The 22,475-nt window shown below is 66.4% G+C and carries 22 protein-coding genes; 14 read left to right on the plus strand and 8 right to left on the minus strand.

Features of this window, described 5'->3' with window-relative positions; all coding sequences use genetic code 11:
* Positions 1–170 precede the first annotated feature (170 nt).
* The 11 genes from V6F88_RS19855 to pdxK are packed head-to-tail and all read left to right on the plus strand — an operon-like array spanning position 171 to position 11,029.
* Positions 171–1,784: a ShlB/FhaC/HecB family hemolysin secretion/activation protein gene (locus tag V6F88_RS19855; RefSeq protein ID WP_332611659.1), complete on the plus strand. Its 1,614-nt coding sequence runs from the start codon at positions 171–173 to the stop codon at positions 1,782–1,784.
* Positions 1,785–1,818: 34 nt separating this feature from the next.
* Positions 1,819–3,804 (plus strand): DUF2341 domain-containing protein, encoded by a 1,986-nt coding sequence (locus tag V6F88_RS19860; RefSeq protein WP_332611660.1) that lies wholly within the window; start codon positions 1,819–1,821, stop codon positions 3,802–3,804.
* A 10-nt stretch (positions 3,805–3,814) separates the two neighbouring features.
* Positions 3,815–4,234 carry an ExbD/TolR family protein gene (locus V6F88_RS19865; RefSeq protein WP_046804844.1) on the plus strand — a complete coding sequence of 140 codons (420 nt, stop codon included), beginning with the start codon at positions 3,815–3,817 and terminating at the stop codon, positions 4,232–4,234.
* A gap of 16 nt (positions 4,235–4,250) precedes the next feature.
* Entirely contained in the window at positions 4,251–4,964 is a 714-nt protein-coding gene (locus V6F88_RS19870; protein WP_332611661.1) for a TonB C-terminal domain-containing protein, read from the plus strand.
* 36 nt (positions 4,965–5,000) lie between these two features.
* The gene (locus V6F88_RS19875; protein ID WP_332611662.1) at positions 5,001–6,695 is read left to right on the plus strand and encodes a putative porin; all 1,695 of its coding nucleotides are present in this window, start codon (positions 5,001–5,003) and stop codon (positions 6,693–6,695) included.
* 10 nt (positions 6,696–6,705) lie between these two features.
* A complete protein-coding gene (locus V6F88_RS19880; RefSeq protein WP_332611663.1) occupies positions 6,706–7,398 on the plus strand; it encodes a DNA repair protein in 693 nt (230 codons plus the stop codon).
* A 46-nt stretch (positions 7,399–7,444) separates the two neighbouring features.
* Positions 7,445–7,918, plus strand: a complete 474-nt coding sequence (locus V6F88_RS19885) for a YbjN domain-containing protein (protein ID WP_332611664.1) — start codon at positions 7,445–7,447, stop codon at positions 7,916–7,918.
* Between the two features lie 26 nt (positions 7,919–7,944).
* Complete coding sequence (locus V6F88_RS19890) at positions 7,945–9,099, plus strand: peptidylprolyl isomerase (RefSeq protein ID WP_332611666.1); 1,155 nt, start codon at positions 7,945–7,947, stop codon at positions 9,097–9,099.
* 13 nt (positions 9,100–9,112) lie between these two features.
* Positions 9,113–9,577: an MbcA/ParS/Xre antitoxin family protein gene (locus V6F88_RS19895; protein ID WP_332611667.1), complete on the plus strand. Its 465-nt coding sequence runs from the start codon at positions 9,113–9,115 to the stop codon at positions 9,575–9,577.
* Positions 9,574–10,107 (plus strand): RES family NAD+ phosphorylase, encoded by a 534-nt coding sequence (locus tag V6F88_RS19900; protein ID WP_332611668.1) that lies wholly within the window; start codon positions 9,574–9,576, stop codon positions 10,105–10,107. Before V6F88_RS19895 ends, V6F88_RS19900 begins: the two co-directional genes overlap by 4 nt.
* 58 nt (positions 10,108–10,165) lie before the next feature.
* A complete protein-coding gene (pdxK, locus tag V6F88_RS19905; protein ID WP_332611669.1) occupies positions 10,166–11,029 on the plus strand; it encodes a pyridoxine/pyridoxal/pyridoxamine kinase in 864 nt (287 codons plus the stop codon).
* A gap of 173 nt (positions 11,030–11,202) precedes the next feature.
* On the opposite strand, the gene cynS is transcribed toward pdxK, so the two are convergent.
* From cynS to amaB, 8 genes are all read right to left on the minus strand, one after another.
* Complete coding sequence (cynS, locus tag V6F88_RS19910; protein WP_332612030.1) at positions 11,203–11,646, minus strand: cyanase; 444 nt, start codon at positions 11,644–11,646, stop codon at positions 11,203–11,205.
* 11 nt (positions 11,647–11,657) lie between these two features.
* Complete coding sequence (locus tag V6F88_RS19915) at positions 11,658–12,452, minus strand: ABC transporter ATP-binding protein (protein WP_104144090.1); 795 nt, start codon at positions 12,450–12,452, stop codon at positions 11,658–11,660.
* A gap of 4 nt (positions 12,453–12,456) precedes the next feature.
* Positions 12,457–13,299, minus strand: a complete 843-nt coding sequence (gene ntrB, locus V6F88_RS19920) for a nitrate ABC transporter permease (RefSeq protein WP_104144089.1) — start codon at positions 13,297–13,299, stop codon at positions 12,457–12,459.
* Complete coding sequence (locus V6F88_RS19925; protein WP_332611671.1) at positions 13,299–14,711, minus strand: CmpA/NrtA family ABC transporter substrate-binding protein; 1,413 nt, start codon at positions 14,709–14,711, stop codon at positions 13,299–13,301. The genes ntrB and V6F88_RS19925 overlap by 1 nt, the downstream gene beginning before the upstream one ends.
* 134 nt (positions 14,712–14,845) lie before the next feature.
* Complete coding sequence (locus V6F88_RS19930) at positions 14,846–15,484, minus strand: response regulator (RefSeq protein WP_046804855.1); 639 nt, start codon at positions 15,482–15,484, stop codon at positions 14,846–14,848.
* Positions 15,485–15,491: 7 nt separating this feature from the next.
* Positions 15,492–16,628, minus strand: coding sequence for a sensor histidine kinase (locus V6F88_RS19935; RefSeq protein ID WP_332611673.1), 1,137 nt, complete (start codon positions 16,626–16,628; stop codon positions 15,492–15,494).
* 183 nt (positions 16,629–16,811) lie between these two features.
* A complete protein-coding gene (locus tag V6F88_RS19940) occupies positions 16,812–18,104 on the minus strand; it encodes a phospholipase A (RefSeq protein ID WP_332611674.1) in 1,293 nt (430 codons plus the stop codon).
* Between the two features lie 198 nt (positions 18,105–18,302).
* Complete coding sequence (gene amaB, locus V6F88_RS19945; protein WP_332611676.1) at positions 18,303–19,805, minus strand: L-piperidine-6-carboxylate dehydrogenase; 1,503 nt, start codon at positions 19,803–19,805, stop codon at positions 18,303–18,305.
* 256 nt (positions 19,806–20,061) lie between these two features.
* Between amaB and V6F88_RS19950 the strand changes: the two genes are divergently transcribed.
* The 3 genes from V6F88_RS19950 to V6F88_RS19960 all read left to right on the plus strand — a co-directional run bounded on the left by V6F88_RS19950 (position 20,062) and on the right by V6F88_RS19960 (position 22,473).
* Positions 20,062–20,811, plus strand: a complete 750-nt coding sequence (locus V6F88_RS19950; RefSeq protein ID WP_332611678.1) for an amino acid ABC transporter ATP-binding protein — start codon at positions 20,062–20,064, stop codon at positions 20,809–20,811.
* Between the two features lie 105 nt (positions 20,812–20,916).
* The gene (locus V6F88_RS19955) at positions 20,917–21,708 is read left to right on the plus strand and encodes an ABC transporter substrate-binding protein (protein ID WP_332611679.1); all 792 of its coding nucleotides are present in this window, start codon (positions 20,917–20,919) and stop codon (positions 21,706–21,708) included.
* Positions 21,709–21,780: 72 nt separating this feature from the next.
* Positions 21,781–22,473 carry an amino acid ABC transporter permease gene (locus V6F88_RS19960; protein WP_332611680.1) on the plus strand — a complete coding sequence of 231 codons (693 nt, stop codon included), beginning with the start codon at positions 21,781–21,783 and terminating at the stop codon, positions 22,471–22,473.
* The last annotated feature ends 2 nt before the right edge of the window (positions 22,474–22,475 follow it).

Raw genomic sequence — 22,475 nt, forward strand, 5'->3', positions numbered from 1 at the left:
ATGAAGTTTTTCTTACAACGCGTCGTCCCGGGCCGGCCAGTACGTCTAGTAACAAGCAGAAGCCATGGACGCGCGGTTGCGGGCAAAAGCCGTAACGCAATTGTCGCGTAGCGCTGCGCGGTAGCGGCCGGCATCGACCGGCTTTCACACAAGGAACTGAGTGCATCGTCATGCATGATTTCGAAAGTAGGGGCAGCGCGTTGCGCGCCATATTGCGCCGCGCGCCGCATGCGTTGGCCTTGGCCATCGCCATGAACAGCGCCCTGGCGCAGGACGCGCCCACGGGCGCCGCGCGCCGCGTCAACATCAACGAATACGTCGTGCGCGGCAACACCGTGCTGCAAGCGCGCGACATCGAGCGCGCCGTCTATCCCTATCTTGGGCCCGACCGCACGCTGGCCGATATTGAATCGGCGCGCGAAGCCTTGCAGACGATTTACCAGGAGCAGGGCTACCAATCCGTCTATGTGGACCTGCCCGAGCAGCAGGTGGCCGATGGCATCGTCTTCCTGCAAGTGTCCGAAACCAAGATCGGCCGCGTGCGCGTGGTGGGCGCGCAGCACTATTCGCCGCTGACCATTCGCGACGAGGTGCCCGCGTTGCAGGAAGGGCAGGTGCCCAACTTCAACCAGGCGCAGGCCGAGCTGACCGGCCTGAACAAGGGCGCCAGCCGCCAAGTGGTGCCGCTGGTCAAGGAAGGGCGCTTGCCCGGCACGATGGACGTAGACCTGAAGGTGGAAGACAAAAGCCCCTGGCATGCCAGCGTGGGCCTGAACAATGATTACAGCGCGGACACCTCGCGCCTGCGCAGCACGGCGTCGCTGGGTTACGACAACCTGTGGCAGCTGGGCCATTCCGTCAGCCTGACCTTCTTTACCGCGCCGCAGGAAACCGACAACGCCAAGGTGTGGTCGGGCTCGTATTCGATGCCGCTGGCGCCGCGCTGGGCCTTGCAATTCTCCGGCTACAAAAGCGACAGCAACGTGGCCACCATCGGTGGCACCAACGTGCTGGGCAAGGGCTATTCGTTCGGCTTGTCCGCGATCTACACGATGGACCCGCAAGGCGACTGGAGCAATTCGCTGTCCATCGGCCTGGACTACAAGAAGTTCGACGAGTCCACCCGCTTTGGCGCCAACGAAGACCAGATCCCCATCAAGTACCTGCCGTTCACGCTGGCCTACAACGGCTACCGCTACAGCGAGTCCTCGCAAAGCAGCCTGGGCTTGTCGCTGGTGGGCGCCAGCGGCTCGTTCTTCAACCAGGGCAGCGACTGGAAGGAATTCGACGACAAGCGCTATCAGGCCAACCCCAGCTTTGCCCTGGTGCGCGGCGACGGCACGCATACGCAAAACCTGTTTGGCGATTGGCAACTGGGCCTGCGCGGATCGTTCCAGCTGGCCTCTGGTGCACTGGTGTCCAACGAACAATTCTCGGCGGGCGGCGCGACCAGCGTGCGCGGCTATCTGGCGGCCGAACGCACGGGCGATGACGGCATCCTGGCGTCGCTGGAATGGCGCACGCCGTCACTGGCGCGCTGGTTGGGCGCCAACGTCAACGAATGGCGCTTCTATGCCTTTGCCGACGCGGCCAGCCTGCGCTTGCGCGACCCGCTGCCCGAGCAGGACTCGCGCTACTCGCTGGCCAGCGTGGGCCTGGGTACCCGCCTGCAAATGATCGATTGGCTGTCGGGCTCGCTGGACTGGGGCTATCCGCTGAAAGACGGCCCCAACACCCGCAAACACGATCCCCGCCTGAACTTCAGCGTGCGCGCCAGCTTCTGAGCGCCCGCCACTTTTCCATCCCGGAGTCTTACTCATGCAACGCCTATTGATGCTCCTGCTGACCGTGCTGGCCGGCGTCTTGCCGTCGGCCGCCAACGCCTGGTGGCAACCGGATTGGCAGTACCGCAAGCAAATCACCGTTGACAGCACCGCGCAGGGCCTGCCGCTGGGCGGCCCCGCCGGCCGCACGCCGCTGCTGGTGCGCCTGCATACGGGCAACTTCACCTTTGACGGCATCAACGAGAAGGGCGCCGACATCCGCTTCGTGGCGGCCGACGACCAGACCGTGCTGAACCACCAGCTGGAATCGTTCGACCCCTTGCTGGGCATGGCGCTGGTGTGGGTGGACGTGCCGGAACTGGCCGACGGCCAGCGTCAGGACATCTGGATGTACTACGGCAACCAGAAGGCGCCCGCGTCCGCCAATGGGCAACTGAGCTTCGACCCGAACTACACGCTGGTCTATCACTTTGACGGCGCGGCCGGTGCGCCGCCGCGCGACACCACCGCCTACAGCAACCACGGCCAGACGCCCACCGGCGCCGCCGTCGATGGCGTGATCGGGCGCGCCGCGCAGTTCACGGGCAACGCGCCGCTGATGCTGCCCGCCAGCCCCTCGCTGGCCATACCCGCCGCGGGCGCCTTCACGTTCAGCGCCTGGGTGCGCGCCGACCAACCGGCCGGCGAACAGCTGGTCTATGCGCGTCGCGATGCGGGCAACGCCTTGCTGATCGGTATCAACCAGGGCGTGCCGTTTGTGGAAGTGAACGGCCAGCGCAGCCAGCCCGGCCAGCCGCTGACGCCCGCCGCGTGGCAGCACCTTGCCGTGACGGCTGATGGCAGCCAGGTGCACCTGTACGTGAACGGCCGCGCGACGGCGTCGCTGGCCGCCAGCCTGCCGCCGCTGGCCACGCCCGCCGCGCTGGGGGGCGACGTGCCGATGCCGGCCGCCTCCGCGGCGTCGGCCACTGCGGCGGCGCCTGCCACGCCGGCGACGAATTCCGCGAATTCCGCGAACTCCGCGAACTCGGCGAATACCGCGACCGGTGCGGCATCCGCCGACGCCGCCGCGCCCACCGCCGCGCCGCGTCCGGTATACGCGCCGTTCGTGGGCGCCATGGACGAAGTGCGCCTGTCCAAGGTGGCGCGCCCCGCCGCGCTGATCCACGCCGACGCCGCCTCGCAAGGCGCCGAGTCGCGCCTGGTGACTTACGGCGCGGATGAAGAGCAGTCGGGCTTCGGTTTTGGCGGCCTGGGCTTTCTGCTCAAGGCCGTGCCGATCGACGCCTGGATCATCATCGGCGTGCTGGTGCTGATGATGGTGCAGTCCTGGATCATCATGTTCAAGAAAAGCCGCAACGTGGCGCGCGTGGCCGCCGCCAACGAGGCGTTTCGCGACAGCTTCGCCACGGTCGGGCAACGGCTGGAACTGCTGGCCGATGACAACGCCTTGGCCCAGCGCCTGGCGAACGCCTCGTTGTGGCGCCTGTACCGCGTAGCCATCAACGAAATCCGCACGCGCCGCGCGCAGGGCGCCGACACCACGTCGATCTCGGCCGCCACCATCGAAGCCATCCGCGCATCGATGGACGCCGTGCGCACCAAGGAAAACCTGGCGCTGGGTTCCAAGCTGGGCTCGTTGTCGAACGCAATCGCGGGCGGCCCGTACATCGGCCTGCTGGGCACGGTGCTGGGCATCATGGTCGTGTTCCTGGGCACGGCGATGGCGGGCGACGTGAACATCAACGCCATTGCCCCGGGCATGGCCGCCGCCTTGCTGGCCACCGCGATGGGCCTGTTCGTGGCCATCCCCGCGCTGTTTGGCTACAACCGCCTGGTGTCGCGCAACAAGGAAGTCAGCGCCGACATGCGCGTGTTCGTCGACGAATTCATCACGCGCCTGGCCGAAGTGCACGGCGAAACCCAGGCGCAGGAAGCGGCGCATCACGCCGCCACGCGTGTGCCTGCCCCCGGCCATCCCGCCGTGCGCGAGGCGCAGCTCGCGCCCGCCCAAGCGTAAGGAGCAACGCATGGCTTCCGTATCCACCTCGCAGGACGATGATGACGACGCGCCTGTTGACGGCATCAACATCACGCCGCTGGTCGATGTGCTGATGGTTGTGCTGGTCATGTTCATCCTGACCGCCACCGCGCAGATTGCCGGCATCAAGGTCAACCTGCCCAAGGCCAGTTCAACCATGGCGTTGTCGCAGCCCAAGACCAAGGCGATATCCGTCAACGACGCCGGCCAGGTATTCCTGGACGCCTACCCGGTCACCTTGCCCGAACTGGAAGACCGGCTGCGTACCGAGAAAGCGCTGAACCCCGACTTCCCGGTGATTGTGCGCGGCGATGCCGCCGTGCAATACCAGAAGGTCGTGGAAGTGCTGGACCTGCTGCGCCGCCTGGAGCTTGCGCAGGTCGGCCTGGTCACCGGCAAGCCGCAATAGGGCCGGGAACCACGTCATGTCGCAACACGCATCCGATCCCTTGCGCGGGCCGCATCCGGCGCGCCGCTGGCTGAAGCTGGCGGCCGTGGCGGTGGTGGCCGTCGTGGCGGCCTATGCGCTTTGGCGCTGGGCCAACGATATGTCCGGCGTTCGGCGCGATGCGCCGAAGGTCACGGCCATCATCCCGCTGCCCCCGCCGCCGCCGCCGCCGCCCGAACCTGAAAAGCCGCCGGAAACCGAGCCGCCGAAGGAAGAGCCCGTGGCCACGCCGGAGCCCGAGCCGCAGCCCACGCCTGAACCGCCCAAGCCGCAGGACGAAGCGCCGCCGCGTCCGGCTGACGACCTGGCCAACCCGATGCAGATCGACGGCGATGCGCAGGCCGGCAGCGACGCCTTCAACATCGGCGCGGGGCAGGGCAAGGGCATGTCGGGCGGCGGTGGTGGCCGCGCGGGCAACGCGTCCTACAGCCAGTACCTGGCCTATGCGCTGCAAAAGATCCTGCGCGAAGACGAACGCACCCGCAACCTGACCTTCCGCCTGCAAGCCAACATCTGGCTGACGGCGGCCGGCCAGATCACCCGCGTTGAATTGACGCGCGGCAGCGGTGACGCCGACGTCGACGCCCGCGTGATCGCCGCCTTGCGCGCGGTGCCGGGCTTGGACGAACGCCCGCCGGCCTCGGCCAACATGCCCATCCGCGCGTCGCTGACTGGCCGCCGCCCGTCTTGATGTTCCAAATTGAATTGATCCTGGAGTGACAACAGCATGAAGTTCCCTTTGAACCGGTTGGCGGTATCGCTGGCGTTGGCCGTGGCGGGCGCCGCCTGCCCGCCGGCGCACAGCGCGCCCGCGCCGTCCGAGAACGCCACCATCAACCTGATCCGTCTGCTGGTGCAGCAAGGCGTGCTCAAGCCCGAACAGGCCAATGCGCTGGTCGCGCAGGCGGAAGCCGAAGCGAAGGCGGCCCGCCAGGCCACGCCGGACCGGGGCGCCGCCGTGGCGCAGGCCGGCGATGTGCGCGTGCCCTACATCCCGCAGACCGTGCGCGACCAGATCCGCGACGAGGTCAAGGCGGAAGTCATGGTGCAGGCCAAGGAAGAAAACTGGGCGCAACCCAACACGTTTCCGGACTGGGTATCGCGCATCACGGTGGAAGGCGATGTGCGGGTGCGCGACGAATCGCGCCTGTACAACGGCGGCAACAGCAATGAAATCACCGACTTCGCCAAGCTGAACGCCAAGGGGCCATACGACGTCAACCCCAATACCAACGGCGGCTATCCGCCCATGTTGAATACGCGCGAAGACCGCCGCAACCAGCTGCGCATCCGCGCCCGCCTGGGCGTGCGCGCCGAAATCTCGGATGCCTGGACGGCCGGCATCCGGCTGGCCACCGGCAGCGACGACAGCCCGGTTTCCACCTCGCAGACGCTGGGCGGCGGCATGGGCAAAAAAGACATCTGGCTGGACCAGGCCTACCTGACCTATCGCCCGGCCAAATGGGCCACGGTGACCGGCGGGCGCATCGCCAACCCGTTCGAATCCACCGATACGTTGTTCTCCAATGATCTGAACTTTGACGGTATCGCCGCGATCTTCAAGCACCCGCTGCAAGGCCGCGACGTGACGCTGTTCGGCACGCTGGGCGCGTTCGCGACGGAATACGCGAACAACGGCTGGAGCTCATCGTCGATGAGCGAAGGCGAAACGGAAAATAAATGGCTGCTGGGCGCACAGGTAGGCGCCGACTGGAAGATCAACAACCAGAACAGCCTGCGCGGCGCGCTGGCCTACTACCACTTCGACAACATCGCGGGCCAACGATCCAGCTCATGTTCGCCCTGGGCCGGAGCCGAAAACTGCGACACCGACTGGTCGCGCCCGGCATTCATGCAAAAGGGCAACACGCTGTTCCTGCTGCGCAACATCGCGCCCAACCCGCTTAACCCGGCCGACACGCCGCAGCCGCAATACGTGGGCCTGGCGTCCAAGTTTGACCTGCTGGACCTGAACCTGCGGTGGGACACGCGCGTGTTCGATGGCCTGGGCCTGCGTCTGAACGGCAACTACATCCGCAACCTGGCCTACAGCAAGAACAAGATGGCGAGCCGCTCGCAAGGCTACATCGTCAACAACTTCGGCGACAACGGCGACATCGAAAGCGGCCCCAACGCCTGGATGCTGCAAGCCACGCTGGGGCGCTCGTATGACTTGAAGGACAAGGGTGATTGGCTGGCCTTCGTTGGCTACAAGTACATCCAGCCGGACGCACTGCCCGACGCCTTTAACGATTCGTCGTTCCACCAGGGCGGCACCAACGCGCGCGGCTACTACATCGGCGCGGGCTACGCGTTCGAGAAGAACGTGTACGGCGTATTCCGCTGGATGAGCACCAAGGAGATCTACGGTCCGCCCTTGGCCATCGACACGATGCAGTTTGAAATCAACGCCAGGTTCTAAGGCCATGGACATGCATACCGTTTGGGATGAATCCCGCCATGCGGCCACGGCGGGACGCGGGCGGCGCTTGGCGGCGGCCGTGGCCTTGTGCGCGGCCGGCTTGAGCGTGGCGGGCGGCGCGCGAGCCGAAAGCATGGAAGAGCGCCTGCGGGCGCAGTTGCGCAGCACCACGCAGCAGCTACAGCAACTGCAAAGCGAACAGGCGCAGATCAACGCAGCCAAGACGGCCGCCGAAACCCAACGCGACGCCGCGCAGAAAGAGCTGGAGCTGCTGCGCGCGCAGCTGGCCAAGAGCCGTGGCCAAGCCGAAAAGCTGGCCGGGCAACAGGACGCCGTGGCGCAAGCCGCGCAAGCCCAGGTCGCGGCCAGCCAGGCGCAGCTGGGCAAGTTCAAGGGCGCGTACGACGAACTCCTGACCTTGTCGCGCGCCAAGGAAGCCGAGCGCGCCGCGCTGGCCCGCACGGTGGCGCTGCGTGATGACGACATCAAGACCTGCGTGGCCAGGAACCGCCAGATGTACGAGGCGGGCAAGGAAATTCTGAACGCCTACGAACGCATCAGCACCGGCGACATCCTGGCCATCAAGCAGCCCTTTGCCGGCAAGGCGCGCGTGCAGTTCGAAGAGCAGGCGCAGACCTATGGCGACAAGCTGTACGACGCGCAGGTGCCGGGCAGTCAAGCCGCTGCAACGTCGCGCCCGTAGCCTTGCTTTCCCAGATCGCTTCATCCCATTTTTCAGGACCTTGAGAATGACCGAAACCAGCTTGATCCTTGATGTCGACGCCGAACGCCTGCAAGCGTTGCTGCAATCCGTGGGCTACCGCGTCACGCTGTCCGAGCAGAACGGCATGGTGCAGTTGTTGAGCGCCAGCCAGGGCGTTGGCTTTGCCGCCCGCATGGGCAACCCGGCCGAGCAGGACGGCCATTTTCTGGACTACACGCTGAGCTGCGCGTTGCGCGTGCAGGGCGACGTGCCCGCCGGCCTGGCCGAGCGCTGGAACGTGGAAAAGCGCTTTGCCCGGCTGACGGTGCAGGGCGTGTTCCTGGTGCTGGAACTGGACGTGATCGTGGCGGGCGGCGTGTCGGAATCGTATCTGCGCGCCACGACGGAATTGTGGGACCGGCTGCTGCAAGAGTTTTTGCTGTTCCTGCGCGCCAATGCGTCGGCGCAGGAGGATGCGAATGCGGTGCAAACCCCGGCTGAATCGTTGGCGATTGTGTAACGTTAATTGCCAGAAGGGATAGAACCATGAACCAGACCCTGAGCGCCAACAAACGGCTGCGCGTCACGGCGGCCGTGTTGCTGATCGCCGTTCTGGCGGGCGCGGTGGCGTTGATGCGCGGCAACGACGCGCAAAGCGGCGAGGCATCGCCCACGGCCGCGGCTTCGGCGCCAGCGCCTGCATCGGCTTCAGCTCCCGCTCCCGTACCCGTACCCGCCCCCGGCTCGGCTACGGCCCGAACGCTCGCCGCCACGGCGGCCGCCGCCGCGCCATCTTCTAACGCCACCGCCAAATCGCAATCGAACTCGCCGCAGACCCAAGCCACGGCCATCGCCACGCTAGGCGCCGTACGGGTTGATCGCGACGAGCTGATGCGCCAATTGCAGGCCTTGCCGCCGCAAGCGCGCCAGCAGTTGCAGGACAACCGGGCGGGGCTGGAGCAATGGCTGCGTGCCCGTCTTGCAGAGAAGGCGCTGATCGAACAGGCGCGTGCGCAGGGCTGGCAGGATCAGCCCGACATCCGCCGTGCAGTGCAGGCGGCCGAGGAGCGCATCGTGATGCAAAGCTATCTGGACTCGGTCAGCCGTGCGCCGGATGGCTACCCCACCAACGCCGATCTGCAAGCCGCCTACGAACGCGCCAAGCCGCAGCTGACCGTGCCCGCGCAGTACCACGTCAGCCAGATCTTCCTGCCCGCGCCGCTGGGCGATGCCGACGCGGTCGCCGCTGCGCGCAAGCAGGCGCAGGACCTGGCCAAGCGCGCCCAGGCGCCCAAGGCCGACTTCGCGGCACTGGCGCAGGCCAATTCCCGCGACGAGACGACGCGGGCGCAAGGCGGTGACATCGGCTTCGTGCCCCTGGCGCAATTGACGCCGGAAATGCGTCCGGTGGTCCAGCAGATGAAGGCTGGCGACGTGTCGGCGCCGGTGCAGTCGGCGGCCGGCTTTCACATCTTGAAGCTGACGGCGTTGCAACCGGCGGGCGTGACGCCGTTCGATCAGGTCAGCCAACAACTGCGCGCGGCGCTGCGCAGCCAACGTCAGGAATTGGCCGCGCGGGCCTACATGGAGGGCTTGCTGAATGCCGGAACCGTCAGTATCGATGGCGCAGCGCTCAACGCCGCGTTCGAGCAAAGCACGGCGGCAACGCCCGGCCCCGCCTCCGTCGCCCGCGCTCCGTAAGCCGGCGTTGGGCGTGGACGTTGCGCAGGCACGCACGGTGATCCACCAACCGCCCCGCGCGGCGAACGCCGCGGCTGACCACGGCGTCACGCTGGCGTTGGACCTGCGGCTGACGCAGGCCCTGGGCGCGACTCGCGCACCGTCTACGTTGCAGGGCGCCGCGCCGCTGTTGCAGGCATTGCGTCAGACGTTCCCGGAAGACGTGGCGCGCTGGTTTCCGCTGCTGCCGTTATGGCCACCGGAGCCCGGCATGGCATTCGGCCTGGACGTGTCCGACCTGCGGGCGCTGTATCACGCGCTGCGGGTGGTGTGGCTGGCCGAGCTGGTATTTGGCGGCCGGGATGAGGCGCAGCGCTGGCTGCGCAGCCCCAAGCGCCGGCTGCTGGGCCGGGTGCCCCTGCTGCTGTGCCAGCACGGGCGCTATGCCGGGTTCATTGAAAGCTGGCTGATCGATATCGACGAAGGCAACGGACCATGATGCTGCTGTGGCGCTTGAGCAATGCCCGGGATTTACAGCCGCGCGCCTGCCCGGCCGGCCGCTGGCATGGCGCGGGCGTGCCGGTCATCGTGCTGGAGGCCAGCCCGGCGGCGGCGGTGCTGGCGCGGCTGGTGTTGGCCGAGCTTGCGCACCCCGACGCCTTGCCGCGCGGCTATCACTTGCTGTCGGTGACCACGCCCGGCCGTTCGGTCAGCGTGGCGGACGCGCCCATGCCTTGGCAGACGGACCTGCGCGCCACCCGCGCGATAGGCGACGCGTGGGTAGCCAGCGGCCAGTCATTGCTGCTGCGCGTGCCGGCTGCGTCTGGCGGCTTTCAGTACCTGCTTAACACCGCGCATCCCGACATGGCGCAGTGCCGCGTCACCGCGTCGTCCGCCTATCCCTATGCGCCGCACCTGGGCGCCATGGCCAAAGCGATACGCGATGGCGCCGATTGGCTGGCCGCCGCCGGCGAGGGCGGGGCGCGGGATGGCTCGGCCGCTGCCATCGAAGGCGCCGCGCGGGACTAGAATGTTGCACAGCCGGCGCTACGCCGCATGCAACTTTGTTCCGTCAGGAGCCCGCCGTATGACCGTCATCTCCGCTGCCCTTACCGCCGGCGCAGCGTTGCCCGCCACCACCGCGCAGGTGGACATCATTTCGATCCAGTCGCAAGTGGTCTACGGCTACGTGGGCAACAATGCGGCCATGCCGATCTTTCGCCGCGCCGGGCTGCGCGCCATCGCGGTGCCGACGGTTCTTCTCAGCAACACGCCGCACTACCCGACGCTGCATGGCGGTGCCGTGCCGCTGGACTGGTTTGCCGGGCTATTGAAAGGGCTGGACGAACGCGGCGTGACGCGCGTGGCGCGCGCCGTGGTGTGCGGCTATCTGGGGCAGCCGGGGCAGGCGGACTTGCTGGCCAGCTGGCTGCCGGCACTGCGCGCCATGCGGCCGGACGTGCGCGTGCATATCGATCCGGTCATGGGCGACCGCAACGACGGGCTGTATGTGGACGCGGGCCTGGTCGCGCAGTACCGCGACCTGCTGGTGCCCTTGGCCGACGGCATGACGCCGAACCATTTCGAACTTGAGATGCTGGTGGGGCGGGCGTTGTCGACCATCGACGAGGTCGCGGAGGCCGCGCGCGAGCTGATGGCGCTGGGACCGAAATGGATCGTCGTGACCAGCGCCGCGCCGATGGTGGCGGCACCCGGCTCCTTGCAGCTGGCGGTGGTGACGCAGGACCAGGTCAGCGTGGTGACGCACCCGGAAATCGCCATCCCGCCGTCGGTGCATGGCACCGGCGACGTGTTCATGGCCAGCGTCACCGCCCGGCTGTTGACCGGGCTGGACCTGGTGGACGCGGTGCGCGAGGCCGCCGACGAGGTCACGTCCGCGCTACGGCGCACGCGCGAGCTGGGCTGGGAAGAGCTGGCGGTGGAAGAATAGGCGAAGCGCCCACCCCTAGCGTCCGGGCGCAGTCGCCAAGCCGAAGCCGCGAGCCGCAGCCCTAGCCCCCGCCGCAGCCGTGGCCCCGGCCCCCGCCGCAGCCGTGGCCCCGGCCCCGGCCCCGGCCCCGCCCCGCCCCCGCCCTCTACACAGCCGCGCTGCGGCGCAATCGTTCAATACGTCTTGTACGGCAGGAATTTGCCGCTCATCACGATCTGCACGCGGTCGCCCTTGGGGTCCGCTTCGCGCGACAGGTCCATCTTGAAATCGATGGCGCTCATGATGCCGTCGCCAAATTCTTCGTTGATCAGCGCCTTGAACGTCGTGCCGTAGACGTTGATCAGTTCGTAGAAGCGGTAGATCAGCGGGTCGGTCGGCACGGTGCTGGGCAGCGAGCCCTTGTAGGGCACCACTTGCAGCTGCACCACGGCGTCGTCGGGCAGGTCCAGGATGCGGGCGGCGGCCAGCGCCTGTTCCTCGGTCAGCGTCATCTGGCCCAGCAGCGCGGCGGTGGTCCATTCCTTGCTTTGGCCGACGGCTTCGGCGATGGCGGTCCAGGACAGCTTCTTTTCCAGCTTGCGGGTAACGACCAGTTCGGTTACTTCAGCGCGGGACATCATGATGGGGTTCACTCCTTGTGGGATGCCTTGTCGACCAGGAAGTCGACGAGATGGTTACGGATGTCGTAGTAGCGGGGTTCGTGATGCAGGCTGGCGCGGGTCCGGTCGCGCGGCAGGTCCACGCTGACGGACTCGGCAATGCGGGCGTAGGGGCCCGCGCTCATGAGCAGGATGCGGTCCGACAGCAAGATGGCTTCGTCCACATCGTGCGTGATCATGAATACGGTCTGGCGCGTCTGCTGCACGATGGCGCGCAGCTCGTCCTGGATGGTGCCGCGCGTCAGCGCGTCCAGTGCGCCAAAGGGCTCGTCCAGCAACAGCATCTTGGGCTGGATGGCGAAGGCACGGGCGATGCCCACGCGCTGCTTCATGCCGCCCGACAATTCGCTGGGCTTCTTGGCGGCCGCATGCGCCAGGCCCACCATGTCCAGGTAACGCATGCTGTGTTCGCGCACCTGATCGCGGCTGTACGCGGGCCAACGTGAGCGCACGCCGAATTCCACGTTTTGCAGCGCCGTCAGCCAAGGCAGCAATGCGTGCGCCTGGAACACCACGCCGCGTTCCAGCGAGGGGCCGGAGATCTGGCGGCCGTCCATGATGACGACGCCTTCATTGGTGTCGTCGATGCCGGCCAGCACATTCAGGATGGTGGTCTTGCCGCAGCCGGAATGGCCGATCACGCAGACGAACTGGCCCTGTTCGATATCGAAGTCGATGTTCTCGAACACCGGCGCTTGCGGCTGCCCATTACGTCCGGGATAGCGTTTGCCCAGGCCCTGGACTTGCAGAAATGCATGGCTCATGGCGTCATTCCCGATAGCTGACCAGCCGCGCGGCACGTGCCAGCACGGTGTCCAGCAGCATGCCGATCAGGCCGATGAAAAATATCGCGCAGATGATGTTGGCGATGGACAGGTTATTCCATTCGTTCCAGACGAAGTAGCCGATGCCGGTGCCCCCGATGAGCATTTCGGCGGCCACGATCACCAGCCACGCAATGCCGACCGAGATGCGCATGCCGGTCATGATGGTGGGCGCGGCGGCGGGCAAAATCACCTGCAAGGCGGTGCGCAGGCGCGACACTTCCAGCGTGCGCGCCACGTTCAACCAGTCCTGCCGCACGGCGCCCACGCCGAAGGCGGTGTTCACCAGCATCGGCCACAACGAGCAGATGAAGATGACGAAGATGGCGGACGTGTCGGCGTCCTTGATGGTGTATAGCGCCAGCGGCATCCAGGCCAGCGGCGAGATCGGCTTGAGCACCTGGATGAAGGGGTCGAACGCGCGGTAAACGGTCTTGGACATGCCGATCAAAAACCCCAGCGGGATGGCCACCAGCGCGGCCAGGCTGAAACCGGTCAAGACGCGCGCCACCGAATACGCCAGCTGCACGCCGATGCCTTTGTCGTTGGGGCCGCGGTCGTAGAAGGGGTCCTTGATGTGTTGCCACAGCTTTTCCCCGACCTCGGCCGGGCCGGGAAAGGGCGTCTTCGATCCGCTGGCGGCGGCGTTGCCGACCAGCGCGGCATAAGCCGGGTCCACCGCCACGCCGCCGGTGTCGGGGCGGGTGGCGGCGTGCCAAAGCAGCAAAAACGCCAGGAACAACGCAACGGACAGAAACGTTGCCCGCCAATATTGCACGGACCGCATCAGGTCCTCCGGATCTTGAAGCTGGCCAGATAGGCCTCGGGCTGCGACGGATCAAACGGCTTGCCCATGACGCTGAAGGTCTTGGCCGATTCAGCGGGCGGGGTCAGGCCGGCTTCGCGCATCAGGCGCACGGCGTCGGTAGCCAGGAAGACGTCGGCCGCCACCTTCTGGTAATCGATGTCGCCCTTGACCTGGCCCCAGCGCTTCATCTGCGTCAGGATCCACACGGCAAACGATTGCCACGGCATGGGATCGAAGTCGATGCGGTTGGGGTCGGTCAGCACTTTGCCCAGGCCATCGGCATAGGTGCCGGTCAGCACTTGTTCAACGACGGTGACGGGCTGGTTCAGGTAGTTGGGGGCGGCAATGACGGACGCGATTTCCTTGCGATGCGCGGCGTCGCGGGCGTAGGCGGTGGCTTCGATGATGGACTTGAGCAGGGCCTGATAGGTGTTGGGCATGGCCGTCACGAATTCCTTGCTGGCGGAAAACGCGCAGCAGGGGTGGCCGTCCCAGATGGCTTTGGACAAGGTATGGATGAAGCCGACGCCGTCGTACACGGCGCGTTGGTTGACCGGGTCGGGCGCAAGAAAGCCGTCGATGTTGTCGGCGCGCAGGTTGGCGACCATTTCAGGGGGCGGCACGGAACGGATCTGCACGTCGGTGTCAGGGTCCAGGCCGTGTTCGGCCAGGTAGTAGCGCAACAGGTAGTTGTGCATGGAAAAGTCGAACGGGACGGCAAACTTGAAGCCCTTCCAGTCTTTGGGGTCGCGCCGGTCTTTGTGTTTCATGGACAGGGTGATGGCCTGGCCGTTGATGTTTTCAACGGCGGGCATGGTCCACGGCACGGCGCGGCTGGCGCCCACGCCCATCGAGATGGCCAGCGGCATGGGCGACAACATGTGGGCGGCGTCGTATTCGCCGGACATGGCTTTGTCGCGAATCAGCGCCCAGCCGGCGGTCTTGACGACTTCTACGTCCAGGCCTTGCTTGGCGTAAAACCCCATCGGGTGCGCCATGATGATGGGCGTGGCGCAGGTGATGGGGATGAAGCCGACTTTCAGTTTTTGCTTTTCCAGCGGGCCGGTGGATTGCGCGAAGGCTTCGCGGGCCGCGGCCAGCGGAAAGATCGACGCGATGGCGGCCATGGCGGTGCTGCTGCCGACGGCGCGCAGGAAGCGGCGGCGCAGGGCGTCTTGCGGGAACAGGGCGCGCATGACGGCCTGGTCGACGGCGTTGCTCGTGGTGTCGTCGTGGCTGGCGCGGAGTTGGGCGGTGCCTTGGCGGGCAAGCGCGGCGGCTGCCTCCGTGGCCGATTGCGCGGCGCGTTCGTGGTCGGCCTGCGAGGCGTGGCGGCCACAACCGCAGGCAAGGCGGCTGTTGGCATCGAACGGGTTGCTGAATAGGGACATGGGATGGCTCCGGCCAGAAGGGTTGGAGCCATCATGGGGCCGGGCGCGCGGCACCGGTATCCCGGGTTCGACGATATGCGTGTAGTGCGCGTACTACGCGGTGCGCGGGCGCGCCGCGCTGGTGCGCCAGGGGGCTAAATCGCACCCAGCTGGTGCGTGTTGGCGTAGGCGACCAGCTCGACCAGGGTGCGCACGCCCAGCTTTTCAAAGATGCGGCTGCGGTAGGTGGAAATGGTGTTGACGGACAGCGCCAGCTGTTCGCCGATGGCGGAGACGGATCGCCCCGCGACCAGCAGTTGCAAGACCTGGAATTCGCGGTTGGACAGTTGTTCGTGTGGGGGGCGGGTGCTGTCCTGGCGCACGGTGTGGGCCAGCAGTTCGGCGACGGCGGGGGTCACGTAGAGCTTGCCGGCGGCGGCGTTGACCAGGGCGGACAGGAGCTCGTCGGGGTCGCAGCCTTTGTTCAGGTAGGCGTGCGCGCCGGTGCGCAGGGCGCGCACGGCAAACTGGGTTTCGGGGTAGACGGACAGCATGACGACGCCCAGCGCGGGGTAATCGGCGCGCACGGTTTTCAGGACGTCCAGGCCGTCGCGTTCGCCCAGCGCCACGTCCAGCACCATGGCGTCGTAACGGGTCTGGCGCAGGGCGCGCAGGGCCGATGGGGCGTCGGCGGCCTCGTGCACGAGAGCGACGCGCGGGTCTTCTTCCAGGATGCGGGCCAGGCCGCGCCGGATGATGAGGTGGTCGTCGACGATAAGCAGGTTCAGGGCCATGGGAGTGTCAGGTGGGATTGAGCCGCAGGCGGGCGCGCATGCCGGCGCCGGGCGCGCTGTCCAGCGCAAGATCGCCGCCGATGCCGCGCGCGCGTTCGCGCATGCCCAGGATGCCGAAGGTGTGGCGGGCTTCGGGCAGCTGCATGCCGATGCCGTCGTCTTCAACGGTCAGCAACAGGCCGTCGTCGCTCCAGACGGCGCTGACGCTGACGCTGCGGGCGCAGGCGTGGCGTTGCACGTTGGTCAGCAGTTCCTGGACGATGCGGTAGACGGCGATTTCAGCGTTGCGGTCAAGGCGGCGGCGTTCGGTGTCGGGCGGGCACAGGTAGCGGCATTGCAGGCCGGTGCGGGTCTGGAGGTCTTGCAGCAGGGTTTCCAGGGCGGCCCACAGGCCCAGGTGGTCAAGGACGACGGGGCGCAGGTCGCTGAGGATGCGGCGGGTGGCGCCCATGGCGGTCTGGGTGACTTCCAGCATGCGATCGACGTGGGATTGCAGGGCGGGGGTGGCGCCAAGCTGGCGGCGCAGCCAGTTCAGGTCCAGTTGCAGGGCGGTGAATGACGCGCCGAGATCGTCGTGGATGTTGCGGGCGATGTGGGCGCGTTCTTCTTCGCGCAGGGTGGACAGGTGCGAAGACAGGCGCCGCAGGGAATCGTGGGCATTGCTGAGTTCGGCGGTGCGTTCGCCAACGCGGCGTTCAAGCAGGGCCTGGGTGCTGTGCAGTTCGCGTTCGATGCGTTTGCGGTCGGTGATGTCGGAAAAGGTAACGACGGCGCCCACCACTTCGCCGTCGTTGCGGATGGGGTATGAGGCGTACTGGGCGTCAAAGCAGGAGCCGTCGCGGCGCCAGAGCACTTCGTCGTCAACGCGCACGCCACGACCTTCGCGAAAGGCCTGGAAGATGCGGCAGTCGTGCACGGGCATCAGGGCGCGGTCGGCGTGGGAGTGGTGGATCAAGTAGTGCATGTTGCGGCCCACGACTTCGTCGGGGGTGTAGCCAAGCAAGGTGGCGCCCGCGCCGTTGATGAAGATGCAGCGGCCGCGCAGGTCGATCCCGTAGATGCCTTCGCCGGCGGATTCCAACAGCATTTCCAGCTGACGGCGCCAGGCGGCATGATGGGATAGATGGTTCAGGTCGGCAAACATGGTTATGCCTTGGATCCCTTGTGTGTTTTTTTTTGAAGGGAGTTTACGACGACGGGGCGGTGTTGGGGCAGGGCCTGCAAAGGGGCGCGCGGCCGGCGGGGGGCCGCCCCACGAAGGGGCGGGCCGCTTGGGAAGGTGAGGGCGGTCTGCGTGGGTTGCAGACCGCTTTGTGGCGATGCTGCGTTACGGGACCAGCGACAGGCCCACGCGGAACTGCGATTCGTTGCGTTGGTTGTAGCCCAGCAGCGTTTCGCCGTAGCCGTTGAAGTACTGCAAGTGCAGATAGCCGTTCATGTTCAGCCACGTGCGCTGCAAGGGCCACGCGAAGTCCAGCTGCGTCGTGCGGCGCTTCTGGTCGCCTTGGCGGTACATGGCGGACACCACGGCGCCGTTGTCTTGCGCCCAACGCAGCTGCCAGTCGACGCGGCCGGCGTAGTCGGCGTAGTCGCGGTTTTCGTCTGCCACGCTGAAGTAGGCCTTGACCTTGGGGGCGAAGGTCAGCGTGCTGCCGCTGTCAAAGCGGTAGTGGAAGCGCGGTTCGATGTAGCCGTCGTTAAGTGAGCGCGAGTCGTCGCCGTCCTTGCCGTTCGAGCTGTGCTCGACCCCGGTGTTCATGCCAAAGCGCCAGTTCTGGTTGGCGGACTGCCAGATGTTGTCCGACAGCCAGAAGGCGCTGGGGTTGAAGGTCGTATCGATGAAGGGCATCGAATCGCTTTGCAGATCCCACAGCGAGGTCTGGGTATAGGCCAGGTAGAAGTTCTGGCCCCAGGTGGCCGGCTGGTCGCCGGCGGGGCTGAACAGGCGGTACTTGGCGCTGATCTGGAAGCGGGCGGTGGTTTGGCCGCGCGTGCCGATGTCGAAGTAGACGGGCTTGTATTCCGAGATGGAACTGCGGAAGCGGTCGAACGCGGTTTGCGGTTGCACGGTGGGTGCCACGGCGGCGTTGGGCGCGGGGCCGCCTTCGGGCGAAGCGCCGACGGCGGTGACGGCGGCTACGGGTACGGGTTCGCCGCTGCGTGCGTCGACCACGGGGCCCTGGGCGGGGCGGCTGGCGATGGTGCCGCCGTCGCGGCCGGTGGCGTCCAGCGCCATCATGGACGGTTGCCCTTCGATGGAGACGGCTTGCAGTCCGTGGGCGCTGCTGGGCACCACGGCGGTCCACGCCATGCGCGCGAAGTTGTTGACGGGCACGCTGTAGCTGGCGCGGTCGCCGGCCAGTTTGGCCAGGCTTCGGACGATCTGGCCGTCCTGGCTGCGCCATTGCAGAACGAGTTCCGGCGGGGCTTCCCAGTTGGCGCGCGCGCTGCCTTCGTTGAAGAACACGGCTTCGATGGTGACGGTTTCGCCGGGGGCGGCCGAGGGGCGGTCCAGGCGGTACGAGACGCCCGCGGCGGCAGAGCCGGCGGCGCTGAGGGCAACGGCGGCGGTCAGGGCGTGCAGGGTGAAACGGCGGGGTGCAAGACGGCGTAAGGACATGGTTGCGGTGTGTTTTTCTTGTGACGAGGCAATGTAGCATCGCGCGTCGCAACTGTTTGTAAGGCAGGCTTATCGGATGTAGGGGGTGTAATAAACAGGCGTTACGCGGCGTGTCGCAAACAGGCAAAACCCATGCACAAGGCCCCGCGCGTTGCGGACAACGCGCGGGGCCTTGTGCATCAAATCATGCGGGCGGGTTTATTCGCCGAACTTGATGCCTTGCGCCAGCGGCAGGTTGCGCGAGTAGTTGATGGTGTTGGTGGCGCGGCGCATGTAGTTGCGCCAGGCGTCGGAACCGGATTCGCGGCCGCCGCCCGTTTCTTTTTCCCCGCCGAAGGCGCCGCCGATTTCCGCGCCGGACGTGCCGATGTTGACGTTGGCAATGCCGCAGTCGGAACCAGAGGCGGACAGGAAGGTTTCGGCTTCGCGCAGGTCGTTGGTGAAGATGGCGGACGACAGGCCTTGGGGCACGCCGTTTTGCAGGGCGAGCGCGTCGGCAAATTCCTTGTAGCGCATCACGTACAGGATGGGCGCGAAGGTTTCGTGGCAGACGACGTCGGTCTGGCCGGGCATTTCGGCGATGGCGGGACGCACGTACCAGGCGTTGGGATATTCGTTTTCCAGCACGCGTTCGCCGCCGGTCACCTTGCCGCCTTGTTCACGCGCGGCACGCAGGGCGTCTTGCATGGCGTCGAACGAGCCGCGGTCGATCAGCGGGCCGACCAGGTGGCCAGCGTCCAGCGGGTTGCCGATGGGGGCGCTGGCGTAGGCTTTGTGCAGGCGTTGGACCAGGGCGTCGGCAACGCTCTCGTGCACGATCAGGCGGCGGGTGGTGGTGCAGCGCTGGCCGGCGGTGCCGATAGCGCCAAACACGATGCCGCGCGCGGCCATGTCCAGATCGGCGGTGGGGCCGACGATGATGGCGTTGTTGCCGCCCAGTTCCAGCAGCACGCGGCCGAAGCGTTGGGCAACGCGCGGGCCGACCTGGCGGCCCATGCGGGTGGAGCCGGTGGCGGACACCAGCGCCACGGTGTGCGAATCGACCAGCGCTTCGCCGACTTCACGGCCGCCGATCAGCACTTCGGACAAGCCGGCGGGGGCGTCGCCGAATCGTTGCATGGCCTGTGCGAACAGGGCTTGGCAGGCCAGGGCGGTCAAGGGGGTTTTTTCAGACGGCTTCCAGACGACGGCGTTGCCGCAAACGATGGCCAGCGCGGCGTTCCAGGACCACACGGCCACGGGGAAGTTGAACGCGCTGATGACGCCGATGACGCCCAGCGGGTGCCAGGTTTCCATCATGCGGTGGCCGGGGCGTTCGGATGCGATGGTCAGGCCGTACAACTGGCGCGACAGGCCGACGGCGAAGTCGCAGATATCGATCATTTCCTGCACTTCGCCTTCGCCTTCGGCCAGGATCTTGCCGGCCTCCAGGCTGACCAGGCGGCCCAGCGCGGTCTTGTTCTGGCGCAGCGTTTCACCCAGCAGGCGGATCAGTTCGCCGCGGCGGGGGGCGGGCACGTCGCGCCAGGCCAGGCTGGCCTGCCGTGCGCGCGTGATCGCGGAATGGGCCTGGGCCACCGTGTGTTCGTGCACCTGCGCCAGTTCAGCGCCGTCGATCGGGCTGCGCGCGGCCAGGGTGCCGCCGGTAAGGGCGTCGGCGGAAAGGCCGAGCGCTTGCAGGATGGTTTGAGGGGTGTCCATGCCGGTTCCTTGGATTGCCGGCGAAACCTGTGCTTCGCCAAGCGGGTTGTGCGGGAAATGCGGGGTTATGCGCGGCTTATGCGCGGCTTATGCGCGGCTTATGCGGGTTATGCCTAAGTGGCGATTCGGGAAAAAAATTTACTATACGAAACTCCGGCGTGAATTGCGAAACTTTTTTTTCTAAACCGGCTTTAGCGTCTTTTGCCCCTGGGTGGGCGGCGCGGGCCATAGAAAAACCCCTCTTCGAGGTGCATCAGTGGCAGACGCTTTACTTGATGTCCAGGCAGTCACCAAGACGTTCCAGCGCGACGGGCAGCCCCCGCATCTGGCGCTGGACAACGTGGATTGCCAGTTGAATCGAGGCGAAGTCATGGTGATCGTGGGGCCGTCCGGGTCCGGCAAAAGCACCTTGCTGCGCACGCTGAACGGTCTGGAAAGCATCGATAGCGGCACGATCCGCGTGGACGGCGTGTCGCTGACCGACTCCGCCACCGACGTGAACCACTGGCGCACCGAGGTGGGCATGGTGTTTCAGCACTTCAACCTGTTCCAGCACCGTACCGCGCTGGACAACGTTGCGCTACCCCAGCGCGTGGTGCGTGGCCGCAGCCGCGCCGACGCCGAAAAATACGCGCTTGATCTCCTGGGCCGCGTGGGCATGGCCGATTACGGCCAGCGCTATCCCAGCCAGTTGTCCGGCGGCCAGCAGCAGCGTGTGGCGATTGCGCGCGCGTTGGCCATGGACCCCAAGCTGATGCTGTTCGACGAGGCCACCTCGGCGCTGGACCCCGAAACGGTGGGCGGCATTCTTGAATTGATGCGGCAGTTGGCGCGCGACGGCATGACGATGGCGGTGGTGACCCACGAGATGGGTTTCGCGCGCGACGTCGGTGACCGCGCGCTGTTCATGGACGCGGGCCGCATCGTGGAAACGGGCACGCCCGACGACGTGTTCTGCCATCCCAAGGAGCCGCGCACGCGCGCCTTCCTGGACAAGATCCTGTAGTCCAAGCACAGGCCGGTCCGGCAAATCCGGGCGCTGCCGGCCATGCGGCAACACAACGCTTTGCCCGGAATGACAAGGTTTTATCCACCTCTAGGGGACATTCAAATGTTGAAAATCAAACAATGGCTGGGCGTGGCCGGCGTCGCGTTCGCGGCGGCCACGGTGGCGCTGCCGGCGCAGGCCGACGAACTGGGCGACATCATCAAGCGCGGTGAATTGCGCGTGGCGGTGCAGACGTCGGGGCCCCTGATGAGCTTCATGGACAAGACGGGCAAACGCACTGGCCTGGCCGTGGAAGTGGCCAAGCGCATGGCGGACGACCTGGGCGTCAAGCTTGTACTGCAAGACTACGAATGGAAGGGCTTGCTGCCCGCGCTGCTGTCGGGCAAGGCCGACATGGTGGCGGCCGACATGACGCCCACGCCGCAGCGCGCGGCGCAGGTGCTGTTTTCGGCGCCGATGTTCTATGCCGAAACCGTTGCCGTCGTGCCCAAGGATTCGCCCTACAAGTCGTACGAGGAACTGGACAAGGCGGGCGTGAACGTCGGCGTGCTGGGCGCCAGCACGTATGCCGAAGTGGGCAAGAAGATGTTGCCCAAGGCCACCATGAAAGAGTTCTCGGGCGGCAGCGCGCCGGTCGGCCAGGCCTTGTCCAGCGGCCGTCTGGACGCCGGCATCATGTCCATGTCCACCGCCAACCAGTTCCTGGTGGACTTCGGCAACCTGCGCGTCCTGGACGGCGTGATGGTGCGCGAACCGCTGGCCTTTGCCGTCGGCCCCAACGCCTTCCGCCTGAAGTTCTGGCTGGATAACTGGCAAACGCTGAAGACCGCCGACAACACGCTGCCGGATCAGGTGAAGTACTGGTACTCCACCGACTGGAAGAAGGACCACTGATCACGGATCGCTGATTGACGATCACCGATCACGGATTGATAGCGCGGCATAACAGGGGAGGCCGAAGCGCCCATGGACTGGTTGACTGACTATTACAACTGGCGCATCGTCAGCCAGTACACGGGCGAATTCGCCAGGGGCCTGGCCAACACGCTGATCGCGGCGGGCGCCAGCCTGGTGCTATCGGTGTTGGCCGGCGTGCCGCTGGCCTTGCTGCACATGTCGCGCCGCGCCGCCGTGTGGCGGCCGGTCGCGGCCTACGTGCAGTTCATCCGGTCCACGCCTTTGCTGGTGCAGATCTACCTGGTCTATTACGCGGTACCCATGTTGATACCGGGCGCCGGGCGCTGGAGCGAAATGATCCTGGGCATCATGGCCATGACGCTGCACCACGCCGCCTACATGAGCGAGATCATCCGCGTGGGCATCGAATCCGTGCCGCGCGGCCAGATCGAAGGCGCCAAGGCGTGCGGCATGAATTATCAACAGCGGCTGCGCTACGTCGTGCTGCCGCAAGCCTTTGCCAATACGCTGCCGCCCTTGCTGGGGCAGACCGCCGTTCTTATCAAGGACACGTCGTTGCTGTCGCTGATCACGGTGTTTGAACTGGTGGCCGCGGGCGTGCAGATGAACAGTGACCGCATCGTGCCCAGCGAAAGTTTCCTGACGATTGCCGCCGGCTATCTGCTGATCTACGGCGTGATGCTGTTGTTGTCGCGGGGCGTCAGCCTGTGGTTGGCCGGCCCGGCCTGGAACGCGAGGTAAGC

It is taken from the genome of Achromobacter sp. ESBL13, assembly GCF_036668755.1.
Classification (GTDB): domain Bacteria; phylum Pseudomonadota; class Gammaproteobacteria; order Burkholderiales; family Burkholderiaceae_B; genus Achromobacter.

What these genes read in the sequence shown, in the direction of transcription:
- V6F88_RS19855 (WP_332611659.1), top strand. Translation starts at nt 171, where the DNA reads ATGCATGATTTCGAAAGTAGGGGCAGCGCGTTGCGCGCCATATTGCGC.
- V6F88_RS19860 (WP_332611660.1), top strand. Translation starts at nt 1,819, where the DNA reads ATGCAACGCCTATTGATGCTCCTGCTGACCGTGCTGGCCGGCGTCTTG.
- V6F88_RS19865 (WP_046804844.1), top strand. Translation starts at nt 3,815, where the DNA reads ATGGCTTCCGTATCCACCTCGCAGGACGATGATGACGACGCGCCTGTT.
- V6F88_RS19870 (WP_332611661.1), top strand. Translation starts at nt 4,251, where the DNA reads ATGTCGCAACACGCATCCGATCCCTTGCGCGGGCCGCATCCGGCGCGC.
- V6F88_RS19875 (WP_332611662.1), top strand. Translation starts at nt 5,001, where the DNA reads ATGAAGTTCCCTTTGAACCGGTTGGCGGTATCGCTGGCGTTGGCCGTG.
- V6F88_RS19880 (WP_332611663.1), top strand. Translation starts at nt 6,706, where the DNA reads ATGCATACCGTTTGGGATGAATCCCGCCATGCGGCCACGGCGGGACGC.
- V6F88_RS19885 (WP_332611664.1), top strand. Translation starts at nt 7,445, where the DNA reads ATGACCGAAACCAGCTTGATCCTTGATGTCGACGCCGAACGCCTGCAA.
- V6F88_RS19890 (WP_332611666.1), top strand. Translation starts at nt 7,945, where the DNA reads ATGAACCAGACCCTGAGCGCCAACAAACGGCTGCGCGTCACGGCGGCC.
- V6F88_RS19900 (WP_332611668.1), top strand. Translation starts at nt 9,574, where the DNA reads ATGATGCTGCTGTGGCGCTTGAGCAATGCCCGGGATTTACAGCCGCGC.
- pdxK (WP_332611669.1), top strand. Translation starts at nt 10,166, where the DNA reads ATGACCGTCATCTCCGCTGCCCTTACCGCCGGCGCAGCGTTGCCCGCC.
- cynS (WP_332612030.1), bottom strand. Translation starts at nt 11,646, where the DNA reads ATGTCCCGCGCTGAAGTAACCGAACTGGTCGTTACCCGCAAGCTGGAA.
- V6F88_RS19915 (WP_104144090.1), bottom strand. Translation starts at nt 12,452, where the DNA reads ATGAGCCATGCATTTCTGCAAGTCCAGGGCCTGGGCAAACGCTATCCC.
- ntrB (WP_104144089.1), bottom strand. Translation starts at nt 13,299, where the DNA reads ATGCGGTCCGTGCAATATTGGCGGGCAACGTTTCTGTCCGTTGCGTTG.
- V6F88_RS19925 (WP_332611671.1), bottom strand. Translation starts at nt 14,711, where the DNA reads ATGTCCCTATTCAGCAACCCGTTCGATGCCAACAGCCGCCTTGCCTGC.
- V6F88_RS19930 (WP_046804855.1), bottom strand. Translation starts at nt 15,484, where the DNA reads ATGGCCCTGAACCTGCTTATCGTCGACGACCACCTCATCATCCGGCGC.
- V6F88_RS19935 (WP_332611673.1), bottom strand. Translation starts at nt 16,628, where the DNA reads ATGTTTGCCGACCTGAACCATCTATCCCATCATGCCGCCTGGCGCCGT.
- V6F88_RS19940 (WP_332611674.1), bottom strand. Translation starts at nt 18,104, where the DNA reads ATGTCCTTACGCCGTCTTGCACCCCGCCGTTTCACCCTGCACGCCCTG.
- amaB (WP_332611676.1), bottom strand. Translation starts at nt 19,805, where the DNA reads ATGGACACCCCTCAAACCATCCTGCAAGCGCTCGGCCTTTCCGCCGAC.
- V6F88_RS19955 (WP_332611679.1), top strand. Translation starts at nt 20,917, where the DNA reads ATGTTGAAAATCAAACAATGGCTGGGCGTGGCCGGCGTCGCGTTCGCG.
- V6F88_RS19960 (WP_332611680.1), top strand. Translation starts at nt 21,781, where the DNA reads ATGGACTGGTTGACTGACTATTACAACTGGCGCATCGTCAGCCAGTAC.